This window comes from Burkholderia arboris, assembly GCF_902499125.1.
In the GTDB taxonomy this organism is placed as follows: Bacteria; Pseudomonadota; Gammaproteobacteria; order Burkholderiales; family Burkholderiaceae; genus Burkholderia; species Burkholderia arboris.
In genome coordinates this window covers 271169-283520 of sequence record NZ_CABVPX010000001.1, presented here as the reverse complement: position 1 = coordinate 283520, position 12352 = coordinate 271169, and the positions used below count along the sequence as shown (strand labels likewise).

12 protein-coding genes are annotated in these 12352 nt (G+C 67.3%); 2 read left to right on the top strand and 10 right to left on the bottom strand.

Going from position 1 to position 12352, the window contains the following annotated elements:
• Positions 1–2 precede the first annotated feature (2 nt).
• The 4 genes from BLA15945_RS01235 to BLA15945_RS01220 form a co-directional block, all read right to left on the bottom strand.
• Entirely contained in the window at positions 3–908 is a 906-nt protein-coding gene (locus BLA15945_RS01235) for a metal-dependent hydrolase (protein WP_059240165.1), read from the bottom strand.
• Entirely contained in the window at positions 905–1840 is a 936-nt protein-coding gene (locus tag BLA15945_RS01230) for an SDR family NAD(P)-dependent oxidoreductase (protein ID WP_059240167.1), read from the bottom strand. Before BLA15945_RS01230 ends, BLA15945_RS01235 begins: the two co-directional genes overlap by 4 nt.
• A 21-nt stretch (positions 1841–1861) precedes the next feature.
• Positions 1862–3445 (bottom strand): flavin-containing monooxygenase, encoded by a 1584-nt coding sequence (locus BLA15945_RS01225; protein ID WP_174991268.1) that lies wholly within the window; start codon positions 3443–3445, stop codon positions 1862–1864.
• 246 nt (positions 3446–3691) lie between these two features.
• Positions 3692–4363: a lysoplasmalogenase gene (locus tag BLA15945_RS01220; RefSeq protein WP_174991267.1), complete on the bottom strand. Its 672-nt coding sequence runs from the start codon at positions 4361–4363 to the stop codon at positions 3692–3694.
• Positions 4364–4720: 357 nt separating this feature from the next.
• Between BLA15945_RS01220 and speB the strand changes: the two genes are divergently transcribed.
• On the top strand, positions 4721–5689 hold the full coding sequence (gene speB, locus BLA15945_RS01215; RefSeq protein WP_174991266.1) for an agmatinase: 969 nt from the start codon (positions 4721–4723) through the stop codon (positions 5687–5689).
• A gap of 268 nt (positions 5690–5957) precedes the next feature.
• Here speB and BLA15945_RS01210 read toward each other — a convergent pair whose 3' ends face one another.
• The 5 genes from BLA15945_RS01210 to BLA15945_RS01190 form a co-directional block, all read right to left on the bottom strand.
• Positions 5958–6182 (bottom strand): hypothetical protein, encoded by a 225-nt coding sequence (locus tag BLA15945_RS01210; protein WP_059240171.1) that lies wholly within the window; start codon positions 6180–6182, stop codon positions 5958–5960.
• Positions 6183–6461: 279 nt separating this feature from the next.
• Positions 6462–6665, bottom strand: a complete 204-nt coding sequence (locus BLA15945_RS01205; protein ID WP_027790965.1) for a cold-shock protein — start codon at positions 6663–6665, stop codon at positions 6462–6464.
• A gap of 532 nt (positions 6666–7197) precedes the next feature.
• Positions 7198–8055, bottom strand: coding sequence for a MerR family transcriptional regulator (locus BLA15945_RS01200; protein ID WP_059240172.1), 858 nt, complete (start codon positions 8053–8055; stop codon positions 7198–7200).
• 9 nt (positions 8056–8064) lie between these two features.
• Positions 8065–8625 (bottom strand): GNAT family N-acetyltransferase, encoded by a 561-nt coding sequence (locus BLA15945_RS01195; protein ID WP_174991265.1) that lies wholly within the window; start codon positions 8623–8625, stop codon positions 8065–8067.
• 88 nt (positions 8626–8713) lie between these two features.
• Entirely contained in the window at positions 8714–9586 is an 873-nt protein-coding gene (locus BLA15945_RS01190; RefSeq protein ID WP_174991264.1) for a LysR family transcriptional regulator, read from the bottom strand.
• A gap of 131 nt (positions 9587–9717) precedes the next feature.
• Here BLA15945_RS01190 and BLA15945_RS01185 point away from each other — a divergent pair, with 131 nt between their 5' ends.
• Positions 9718–10716 carry a quinone oxidoreductase family protein gene (locus tag BLA15945_RS01185; RefSeq protein ID WP_174991263.1) on the top strand — a complete coding sequence of 333 codons (999 nt, stop codon included), beginning with the start codon at positions 9718–9720 and terminating at the stop codon, positions 10714–10716.
• 60 nt (positions 10717–10776) lie between these two features.
• Here BLA15945_RS01185 and BLA15945_RS01180 read toward each other — a convergent pair whose 3' ends face one another.
• Positions 10777–12291 (bottom strand): MDR family MFS transporter, encoded by a 1515-nt coding sequence (locus tag BLA15945_RS01180; RefSeq protein WP_059240180.1) that lies wholly within the window; start codon positions 12289–12291, stop codon positions 10777–10779.
• Positions 12292–12352 lie beyond the last annotated feature (61 nt).

Genomic DNA, 12352 nt, shown 5'->3' with positions numbered 1-12352 from the left:
CGTCATGCCTGCGGGACCGGGTGCAGCGGCACGCGACGCGGGGCGGCTTGCGCGGCGTAGCGCGCGTTGGTCGCGTCGATGTTCTCGAGCAGCGTGTCGAGCCCCTGCAGGTACTGGTGGTTGTCGTGGTCCCACGGGTGGAAGCCCGGGCGGAAGTAGTCGAGCCATTCGCGCGCGATGCTCGGAAACACGCCGTGCTTCGGGCCGTACAGATACTTCACGAGGCGCCACATGCCGCCGAACTTGCCGTGTTCGCGACGGTGCGCGCGCATCAGGCGCACGTGGAAGTCGAACACGATCGTCCAGAAGAACACGGTGGTCGTCAGCATCGTGCCGGTGCGCAGCAGGTAGCTGCCGAGGCCCGGCTTCATCACCGTGGTCCACACGTCGTAGGACACCGCCTTGTGCTCGGTTTCCTCCATCGCGTGCCACATCCACATCTGCTGATAGCCTTCGACCGAGCCGTCGATCCGGTGCTCGTGGCCCGACAGCAGCTGGTTCGCGAGAATGGCCGTGTAGTGCTCGAGCGCGATCGTGATCGCGAGCTGCATCGAATGCGGCAGCACCTTCTTGAACCAGCCGAGGATCGTCCACAGGCGCTTGTCGAGCTTGTGCGCGGGCAGGCCCGACGACTGCAGCAGGTCGTTGTATTCGATGTGCTCGCGCGTGTGCATCGCTTCCTGGCCGATGAAGCCGAGCACCTGCTTCTTCAGCTCGGGATCCTCGATCCGGTCGCGGTAGTTGCGCACCGAATCCATGAAGAAGCGTTCGCCGGCCGGGAACAGCAGCGACAGCGCATTCATGAAGTGCGTGACCGGCACGCCCTGCACGTGCCAGTCGCGCGCGCGTTCGGGCGGCAGCGCGAAACGGATGTCGCGCCGTACGGGCATCATGTTCGGGGTCGTCATGATTGTTCTCCTCCCTGATTGCCTGCATTGTTGTAGGTGGCGTGCAGCGGTGCGGGCGCCGGCGTGCCGCGTGCGGCATCGCGGCGCGCGCGAGCGGCCTCGCGGCGCGTCGCGAGCACGACGAGCGCCTGGTACGCGGACGGCAGCACGCGCGCCATCCAGTCGCCGGCCTTCGCGTCGCGGCCGATCAGCACGCGGCGCTTGTTCTTGCGCACGCCCGAGAGGATCGTGCGCGCGGCATCGTCGGCGGTCGTGATGAAGAACTTCTCGAACGTGTCCCGGCCTTGCTGCTCGCTCGCGACCATGAAGCCGACCATGTTCTTCGACACGCGGCTCGCCTGTGCGATGTTCGTGCGGATGCCGCCCGGATGCACGCAGGTCGCCGACACGCCGCACTTCATCATGTCGAGTTCCTGGCGCAGCGATTCGGTGAAGCCGCGCACCGCGAACTTGGTCGCGTTGTAGCCGCTCATGCCCGGCTGCGCGAAGATCCCGAAGAGGCTCGACGTGTTGATCACGTGACCGTCGCCCGAGGCCTTCAGGTGCGGCAGGAACGCCTTCGTGCCGTGCACGACGCCCCAGAAGTTGATGTTCACGATCCACTCGAGATCGCTGTATTCCATTCCTTCGATCGTGCTCGACAGCGCGACGCCCGCGTTGTTGAAGATCAGGTTGACCTTGCCGTGTTCCTTCGCGGTGTCGTCGGCCCACGCGAACATCGCGTCGCGGTCGCCGACGTCCAGCACGCGCGTCGATACGCGCGCGTTCGGCGCGATCGCGCGGACGATCCGTTCGGTTTCGGCGAGGCCGACGCCGTTCTTGTCGGCGAGCGAGACGTGGCAGCCTGCTTGCGCGAGCTGGATCGCGAGCGAGCGGCCCATGCCCGAGCCGGCACCCGTGATCGCGGCGACCTTGTTGGCGAAATCTCTCATGTCGTTGGCTCCTTGTCTTACTCAGGCCGCTTCGGCGGACGTGGATGCGGAAGCGGCGGGCGCGGCGACGGGCCGCGCCGTCGTGTCGTGTTGCGGCGCGCGATACGCGTGGTAATCGGCGATCGCGAAGCGCGCGGTCGCCTGGCGGAAGCGCCACGTGAAGCCCGGCCACAGCGTCGTGTTCTTGCCGGTGCGCGGGTCGAGGTACCAGCTCTTGCAGCCGCCCGTCGACCAGATCGCCTTTTTCAGTTTGCCCTGCAGGTCGCTGTTGAACTGCGCCTCGACGAGCGGGCGCACCTCGATCGCATCCGCTCGCTCGCGGTGCATTGCCTGCAGCGCGCCGAGGATGTATTCGATCTGCGACTCGATCATGAACACCATCGAGTTGTGGCCGAGGCCCGTGTTCGGGCCGACGATCATGAAGAAGTTCGGGTAGCCGGGCAGCGTCGAGCCGAGATACGCATGCGCGCCGTCGCGCCACGCGTCGACGATGTCGAGCCCGCCGCGGCCGACGATCGCGCCGCGCGGATACGGGTCGGCCACCTGGAAGCCGGTGCCGTAGATCAGGCAGTCGACTTCGTGGCGTTTGCCGTCGGTCGTCACGACCGCGTCGGCTTCGATGTGGTCGATGCCGGTCGTGATCACGTCGACGTTCTTGCGCGACAGCGCCGGGTAGTAGTCGTTCGAGATCAGCACGCGCTTGCAGCCGAGCGTGTAGTCCGGCGTGACGGTCTTGCGCAGCTCCGGATCGGGAATCTGCTTGCGGATGTGGCGCAACGCGAGCTTCTGCACGTTCTTCATCAGCGACGGATGGATCGCGAAGCCGAGCACGCGCGATTCGAGCATCCAGTAGATGCTGCTGCGCACGGCCTTCTGCGTGAACGGCAGCGTGCGGAACAGCCACTTCTCGAGCCCGCTCAGGTTGCGGTCGGGCTTCGGCATGATCCACGGCGGCGTGCGCTGGAACAGCGCGAGTTCCTTCACGCGCGGCGCGATCTGCGGCACGAACTGGATCGCGCTCGCGCCGGTGCCGATCACCGCGACGCGCTTGCCTTCGAGCGCGTAGTCGTGATCCCACTGCTGCGAATGGAACGCGCGGCCCTGGAAATTCTCGACGCCGGGAATCGACGGCAGCGCGGCGCGCGACAGGCCGCCCATCCCCGACACCAGCACGCGCGCGGACAGCCGCTTGCCGTTCGCGAACGTGAGGTGCCAGCGCTGCGCGGCTTCGTCGTACTCGGCGCGCTGCAACTCGTGGTTCAGGCGCAGGTGCGGGCCGACGCCGAAGCGCTGCACGCAGTCTTCCAGATACGCGCGGATTTCCGGCTGAGGCGCAAACATGCGCGTCCAGCGCGGGTTCGGCGCGAACGAGAACGAATAGACGTGCGATTGCACGTCGCATGCACACCCGGGGTAATGATTGTCGCGCCACGTGCCGCCGACCGACGCGGCCTTCTCGAGGACGACGAAGTCGGTCACGCCTGTTTGCCGCAGGCGGATTGCCATCCCGAGACCGGCGAAGCCGGTGCCGATGATGGCGATGTCGATGGTTTCGTCCTGGCCGTCGTGGCCGGGCGGACCGAAAGGCAACGTGCGAGCATTCATCCGGGTGTCTCCGATTTGGCTCATTTTCGAATGTTACATTGTTTGATGTAACGATAGTGGGTGAACCCGGAAACCGCAAGAGGCTAGAAGCGGCGCTCTAAGGGCCGGAAGCCAGACGGGAAAAGGCTGAGCGGGGTTTGGAACGGTTTGCTTTCCGCGATGCGGGATGGGCGGAAAGGGCCGTCGGCAGGACGAGACAGGTGCTGGACGAGACCGCCGGCGCGCGGCGGTCTGTTTGAAACAGTATCAGGGACGGATCGATCGGGCGGCCGTCTCATGGAAAACCCCGGCCACGATCGTGACCTGCGCGAGCGCGTAGAGGCCCCAGATCAGGTAGTCGATGCCGGGAAAGCCGCCGAGGAACCGGCCGACGCCGATCAGCGTGTCGGAGCCGACGAAGATCAGGCTGCCGATCGCGACCAGCGCGCCGTGCGTGCGGGCCGCGAGCGCGAAGCTCGCCATCACGCACAGCACGAGCATGTAGACGGCGACCGGCGCCAGCAGCTCGCCGAGGTGCGGGAAGAATGCCGCATAGAAAGCCGGCGCGGCGATCCACAGCCCGATCAGCGCGACGATGCGCCAGCCGTGCGGCCGTGCGCGCCAGCGCATGAAGATCACGCAGTAGCACACGTGCGTGAGCAGGAACGCGCCCAGACCGAGGACGAACGACAGCGGCCAGTCGGGCAGCGCGAGCAGCACGTCGCCGAGCACTGCGGTGGCGAGCGCCGCGCACAGCCACGCGCGTTCGCGCGGCGCGCCGCAGGTGCTGCCCGCGGCGAGCAGCAGGATACCCATCGCGGCTTTCGCGACGGCCTGGCCCGGATAGGGCGCGGTGGCGAGCGACAGCCCGTACAGCAGCGCGGCGGCGATGGCGAGCGGCCAGAGCCGGCGGTAGGTGGCGGGAAGCGTGGCGATCAAGGCGGGTGTCTCCGGATTGTTGTTGTCTGCGGTGGACGGCGCGCCGTCGAGGGCGCGGCTGCCGGCCATTATCCGGAAGAACGGGCACGCAAAAACCGGCGAATCCTTCTAGTCATCGATGGCGACGGATGACGATGCCGCCGGCGGATTTCTCCGCGCGTTGCCCCGGCCGAACCGGGGCAACGACTTCAATTCGGCTTGCTATGATCGCCGCGGTATTGCCGTTGTCGATGTTCCGCCCGGCCGCGCGACTGGATGCGTACGCCGGTGCGTGCCCGATGAATCCATGCCGTGCCCGGCCCGCGCGCTCGTCGAAAGCGGGGCGGTGCCGGCTCCCCACGAAAACAGGTCCGACCCATGACCGAACTTCTCCACGGCGACGGCGCGATCCGTCGCACGACGCCTTACGGTTCCTCGATCGAAAACACCTATGCGGGCGTGCTGTCGTTCATGCGCCGCAACTATTCGCGTGCGCTCGACGGCGTCGACGTCGCGATCTCGGGCGTGCCGCTCGATCTCGCGACGACCTATCGGTCAGGCGCACGGCTCGGGCCGGCCGCGATCCGCGCGGCGAGCGTGCAACTCGCCGAGCTCAATCCGTATCCGTGGGGCTTCGATCCATTCGACGATCTCGCGGCCGTCGACTACGGCGACTGCTGGTTCGACGCGCACAACCCGCTGTCGATCAAGCCCGCGATCATCGAGCATGCGCGCACGATCCTGCGTTCGGGCGCGAAGATGCTGACGTTCGGCGGCGATCACTACATCACGTATCCGCTGCTGGTCGCGCATGCGGAGCGCTACGGCAAGCCGCTGTCGCTGATCCATTTCGATGCGCATTGCGATACATGGGCCGACGACGAGCCGGACAGCCTCAATCACGGGACGATGTTCTACAAGGCCGTGAAGGAAGGGTTGATCGATCCCGCGACGTCGGTGCAGGTCGGCATCCGCACGTGGAACGACGATTTTCTCGGGATCGAGCGGCTCGATGCCGCGTGGCTGCATGACCATGGTTCGCGCGCGGCGGTCGAGCGGATCGTCGAGATCGTCGGTGCGCGGCCCGCGTATCTGACGTTCGATATCGACTGCCTCGATCCGGCGTTTGCGCCGGGGACGGGGACGCCGGTCGCGGGCGGGTTGTCGTCCGCGCAGGCGCTCGCGATCGTGCGAGGGCTCGGGGCGGTGAATCTGGTCGGGGCCGATGTGGTGGAGGTTGCGCCGGCGTACGATCACGCGGACATCACCGCGATCGCGGCCGCGCATGTCGCGTGCGATCTGCTGTGCTTGTGGCGGCAGAAGAAGGTGGCGGGCGCGTTGAAGTAGGTGAGCGGGCGTGCAATGCAAGAGGCCGGCGGGCAGGTTGCCCGCCGGTTTTCATGCTGGTCGGCTCCGGTAACGCAAGTCCGTCGTCAATTTCGACGCGGAGATGGCGCGGCGTGACGACGCCGGCGAAGGGGCCATTCGAAAATTCGAATCGGGCGCCGCTCGAACCGGAAGGTTTCGAATCGGTTGCGCGCGATGTCGGGACACGCTTGGTCGCGTGCGCACCGATGACTCACAGGCGGCGGATGCCGGTACCGGGGCGCTGCCGTTAGCCGCGCGCATCGACCCAGTTGTGTGCCCAGCGTGCCGAATGCTCCAGCGCCAGCGCTTCGCTCGCGAAGTAATCGAGCGAATAAAACTGGTAGCGGCCTTCGTTGCGCGGGCTACCGCTGCGTTCGAGCAGCAGGTTGGATGAAAAACTGCCATCGGGCAAGCGATGCGCCGACGGGTGGACGGCATAGCCGTTGTACTGTTGAATTCGATTGTTTTGCATTTTTAATTTTAATGATGTTCGAGTGCGCGCGTGCCGTGCGAAATGCGCACGGGTAGGCCGATTCAAAGCCATTGCGAGCTGAATCCGACGCAGTCGAGAAACGAAAATCAGGCGTTGCGGCCAGAGGGGGGATGAAGTGCAACGAGGCGTGTGGCGCTTGGCAAGCTGCTGAACAAACCGATGCAGCTAAAGGCGATAGCGCCAACTTTGGGAGGCGAGGCTCCGTGGGGGTGTCGCTGCGACCCGGCGTCCGTCGCGGGAGGCCGGGCCCTTCAAACTTTACAGCGGCGTGATGTTGGCCGCTTGCAGACCCTTCGGGCCTTGCTTCGTTTCGAAGCTCACTTTTTGATTTTCAGCCAGCGTCTTGAAGCCGTCGGCACGAATTTCCGAGAAGTGAGCAAACAGGTCGTCGCCGCCGTTGTCCGGGGTGATGAAGCCAAAGCCTTTGCTGTCGTTGAACCACTTGACGATACCGGTATCCATGAAGATTCCTTGAGAAAAAATAGAAAGATTTGCTCTGTTGAAGAGCGCGTGAAGCGTCAAGGAGGGAGAGGACAACGAATACCGCTGAGGAGCGATCAATTGATGAACAGCAATCGGACTTCTTGAACTTCGGACGATACGGTAACCGCCGGGCGGGGCTCGCGTCAACCGTTATCTTGTAACTGTTTCACAGCACGGCCCGTTATCGAGGGCGCAGCGATGCGACCCCGTCTGGCAGGAGGGGGCGACGGGTGGCGCGTCCGGCCGTTCGCCGACCGACGCAAGCGGTGGTTGTCACCTGCAACGGTCGCTGGTCTTTCCTCTGTCCGGACCGCGCGCGTTGTCGCGAACAGTCGACGCATGCGTGACGGCGGCGGTGCGGGTGATCCGGCGGGGGAAACGCATCGTCGAACGAACGCCATGCGAGACATCTTCGGGGCGTGGCTGTTACCGCTCGATCGAAAGAATCGTCGCGTCGTCGATGGCGCCCGCACACGAAGCATTGCCGATCATGAACGAGACGGCAGCCGCCCTAGGTGTGGTCGCCGTCGCCTTGCGTATCGGATGTATCGGACGTATCCGGCGCGCCGGACTGCCGCGCCGCTTCATCGCTGAGCTTCTTGTCGAGGATCGTTGCAACGCGGCCGCCGAGATACGCGCTCGCGGCGGTTTCGAGCGCGCGGTTCGTCTCGCCTTCGACGAACACGGCAGCGAGCGGGCGCAGGCGCCAGATCGCGTCGACCAGTTCGGGCACGTCGGTGGCCGGCGGCAGCGTGCCGGCGTCGTAGCGGTCGAGCCGCTTCACGACGAGATCGACGAGCAGCCGCGCGATCGCGTCGAAGTGCGGGCGAGCGAGGCTGATCACGTCGAGCAGCTCGCGCGGCGGAATCCCTTCCTTCGTCATCGCGGCGGCCGCCTCGAGCAGCGCGGGACTCTTCGCGACGAACGACAGGCCGCGCCGTTCGAGCAGCCCGAGCTCGGTCACACGCGACAGCTGCGTGGTCGCTTGCGGGCCGAACATCTGTGCGAGCGCGGCGAGCGAATAGGTCTTCGGCAGCTCGTGCGACCAGCGGCCGCCGATCGCGTTTTCGAGGCCGAGGATCGAACGCAGGTCGTGGCCTTCGTCGATCGCCTTGATGAGATCCTGGATGTTCGACAGCGTGTAGCCGCGTGCGAGCAGATGGTTGATCAGCTTCAGGCGCGCGACGTGCGTGTCGTCGTAGATGCCGACGCGCCCGCGTTTTTCCGGCGGCGCGAGCAAGCCGCGATCCTGGTACGCGCGGACATTGCGCACGGTGGTGTCGGACACGCGCGCGAGTTCGTCGACCGTGTACTCGTTGCGGGAATCCGGTGCAGCCTCGTCGGGCGTGGAATGAGTCTGTTTTGACATGCGGCCATTCTAGCGCGACGCGGCGGGAGCGGGCGAGGCGGGGAGCGTTCGCGCGCCGTCGCCGAGCGGGCGCTGCAGCAGCGCCGTATCGATCCACCGGCCATGCTTGAAGCCGACCGCTGTCAGCGTGCCGGCCGGTTCGAAACCGAATGCGCGATGCAGCGACGTCGAGCCGCCGGTGCCGCCGTCGGCGATCACCGCGATCATTTGCCGCCACGGGCCGGCTTCGCAACGCGCGATCAGCGCCGCGAGCAGGGCGCGGCCGATTCCGCGCCCGCGCTGCGCATCGTCGATGTAGATCGAATCCTCGATCGCGAAGCGGTACGCGCTGCGCGTGCGGTACGGCGTCGCGTACGCATAGCCGGCCACGCGGCCGTCGCATGCGGCGACCAGATACGGCAGTCCGTGGCGCAGTACCGCGTCGCGGCGTGCGCGCAGCTCGGCGACGTCGGGCGGCGTTTCCTCGAACGACGCGACGCTGTGGTGAACGTGGTGCGCATAGATCGCGTGAATCGCGTCGAGGTCGGCGTCGGTTGCGTCGCGAACGACGCAGGCGGGAGCGGTGGACATGGCGGCGGGGCGGACAAACGCAAATCGCTACTATGCCGCCCGCCGGCGCGTGTGGCAAAGCCGTTCGACGGAGTGCGGCGCGGGTTGCCTACAGCCGTCCGTCCGCCGCATGAACCGCATCGGCGATGGCATCGGCGACGCGCTGCACGCGCGGCGACCGGCGCACGTCGGGGTGAACGACGAGCCAGATCTCGCGCTCGATGTCGCAATGCGGCGCGTCGGTCAGCTCGACGAGCGGCGCGCCAGCGTGCGCGACGGGATCGTCGACGAGAAACCGCGGCAGCAGCGCGACGCCGGCCCCCGCCGCGCAGGCGCGATGCAGCGCGGCGAGGTCGTTGGCGATGAACGCAAAGCGCCGTCCGGCCGCGAAGCGTTCGAGCCATTGCTGTTGCGGGGTTTGCGCGAGCGCGTCGTCGTAGCCGACGAACGCCCAGGTGTCGGGCGGCGCGTCGGCCCATTCCGGTGCGGCACACAGCGCAAAGCGCATCGTGCCGAGCCGGCGTGCGGCGAGCCCCGGTTCGCTCGGCCGCGACAGCCGCACCGCGAGGTCGGCTTCGCGCGCATACAGGTTCGCCGCATGCATTTCGCCCATCAGGTCGATGCGCAGTGCCGGCCACGCGCGCTGCGCGCGGGCCAGGCGCGGCGCGAGGAAATGACTGGCGAACACCGGCGACGCCGACACGCGCACCACGCCGTCGAGCGCCGCCGCCCCCTGCGCGGCGCGCGCGAACGCATGCGCATCGGCTTCGAGGCGCGCGGCGTGCTCGGCGAGGTGCAGTCCTTCGTCGGTCGGCGGCCAGCCGCGCGGCAGCCGGTCGAACAGCCGGACCCCGAGCGAGGATTCCAGCGCGTCGATGCGCCGCGCGACCGTCGAATGCTGGACCTGCAGCGCGCGGGCGGCGGCAGACAGGCTGCCGCTGCGCATCACCGCAAGAAAGTAGCGGATGTCATCCCAGCTCATCGGCAGCGCGGAGGGGGGAGCGGCAATCGGATCGGTCGATTTTTGCACAGTAAATGGGCGGTCAACGTGAATTCCGTTCGATTATGCACGATGGGATGATCGTGTCACTTCATTCGATAGCGAGGAACGTCATGACCCAAACTGCCAACGCCATCCGGATCGGGATCGACCGTTACGGCGACGCCGGCGTGCTGCGCCGCGTCGATGCGCCCGTCGCGCCGCCTGCCGCCGGCGAAGTGCGGATTCGCCAGACCGCGATCGGCGTGAATTTCGTCGACATCTATTTCCGGACGGGCGCGCACGCGTTGCCCGCGCTGCCCGATGCGCTCGGTGTCGAGGCGGCCGGTGTGATCGACGCGGTCGGGCCGGGCGTGACGGATCTCGTCCCCGGCCAGCGCGTCGCGTATGCGGGCATGCCGACCGGCAGCTATGCGAGCCTGCGCACGATGCCGGCCGAACGCGTGCTGCCAATTCCCGACGGCCTGAGCGACGAAGCCGCTGCCGCCGGGCTGCTGAAGGGGATCACCGCCTACATGCTGCTGCATCGCGTCCGGCAGGTCGGCGCCGGCGATACGGTGCTCGTCCATGCGGCGGCTGGCGGCGTCGGGCTGCTGGCGACGCAGTGGGCGCGCGCGCTCGGCGCACGGGTGATCGGTACGGTCGGATCGGCCGCGAAGGCTGCGCTCGTGCGCACGCACGGCGCCGAAGCGGTGGTCGACTATCGCGAACAGGATTTCGTCGCGGCCGCGCGCGCGTTCGGCGGCGGCGCGGGCGTCGATTACGCGATCGACGGCATCGGCGGCGACGTGCTGACGCGCACGCTCGGTGCGATCCGTCCGTTCGGGATGGTCGCGAGCATCGGGCAGGTGGCCGCGATCGGCGCGCGGCAGACCTTCGATCTCGACGAACTGGGCCCGGTCCGTTCGATCGCGCTCGCGCGGCCGAGCGTGCTCGGCTTCATCGCACGGGACGTGGCGGGTTATCGGGAAGCGGCGCGCGCGACGCTCGAACGGCTCGCGGGCGGGATGCACGTGGAGATCGGCGCGCGGCTGCCGCTCGAACAGGCGGCCGATGCGCATCGGCTGCTGGAGTCGCGCAAGACGACGGGGGGCGTGGTGCTGGTGCCGTGACGGCCAGCGGCGGGGCCGGTGCTTCGCAGTGACGATACCGGCACGCCGCCACCTTGCTGGTCAGTGATGCTTGCGCAGCGGCGCGCTTTCGACGAACCACGCGAGCACGAATGCGATCGCGATCACGGCCGCCGCCGCGAGATACACCACATGCAGCGATCCGGCGAACGCATGCAGGTACGCGTCGCGCACGGCGTCCGGCAACTGGTGCACGGCGGCCGGGCCCATCGCGGGCGGCAATTCCGTGCCGGCCGGCAGCGCCTGCATGATCCGCGACTGCAGCCCGTGCGAGAACAGCGCACCGAACGCGGCGACGCCGAGTGAGCCGCCGATCGAGCGGAACAGCGTCACGCCCGACGTCGCGACGCCCATGTGCCGGAATTCGACCGTATTCTGCACCGCGAGCGTCAGCACCGGCATCACCATGCCGAGCCCGATCCCGAGCAGCGCCATGTACGCGTACATCGTGTGCAGCGGCGTGTCGAGCGACAGCGTCGACAGCAGCGCCATCGCGATGCCGCCGATCAGCGTGCCCGCGATCGGAAACGGGCGATACGTGCCGAGGCGCGAGATCAGCCGGCCGCTGATGATCGACATCGCGAGCATCCCGCCCATCATCGGCAGCAGCTGCATGCCGGCCTGCGACGGCGTCGAGCCTTTCACGACCTGCAGGTACAGCGGAATGAACGTGACCGAGCCGAACAGCGCGATGCCGACGACGAAGCCGATCAGGCTCATCAGCACGAAGGTGCGCTGACGGAACAGCGCGAGCGGCATGATTGGCTCGGCCGCGAGGCGCTCTTCATAAATGAAGCCGCCGATCGCGACGAGGCCGAGCACGAGCGTCATCCACAGTTGCGGCGACGTCCACGGCAGCAGCGACCCGCCTTCGCTCGTGAACAGGATCACGCAGGTCAGCGCGGTGGCGAGGAACGCGGCGCCCATGTAGTCGATCCGGTGCTTCACGTGCGCGGTGTGCGGACGGAACGCCATGCCGATCACCGCGAGCGCGAGCAAGCCGAGCGGCAGGTTGATCGTGAAGATCCAGCGCCACGACAGGTGCTCGACCAGGAAACCGCCGAGCAGCGGGCCGACGATCGTCGCGAGGCCGTAGACGCCGCCGAACATCCCCTGGTAGCGCGCCCGGCGATCGGGCGGGACCAGATCGCCGATCGCGGCCATCGTGACGACCATCAGGCCGCCGCCGCCGAGCCCCTGCAGCGCGCGCAGCACGATCAGCTGCGTCATGTCCTGCGCGACGCCGCACAGTGCGGAGCCGGCGAGGAACAGCACGATCGCCGCCTGCAGCACGATCTTGCGGCCGTACAGGTCGCCGAGCTTGCCGTACAGCGGCAGCACGACGGTGGACGACAGCAGGTACGCGGTGACGACCCAAGACAACTGGTCGAGCCCGCCGAGCTCGCCGACGATCGTCGGCAGCGCGGTCGATACGATCGTCTGGTCGAGCGCGGACAGCAGCATGACGAGCAGCAGCGCGGCGATGATCAGCCCGGTCGGCGCGTCGCGGCGGGCCGTTTCGGCGGCCGGCGGAGTGAGGAGGGTGTTGGTTGTCATCGAGATATCTGCCGTGGCAGGGAATTGAGCCGAAATATAGCCACATATACTTGACTAGTCA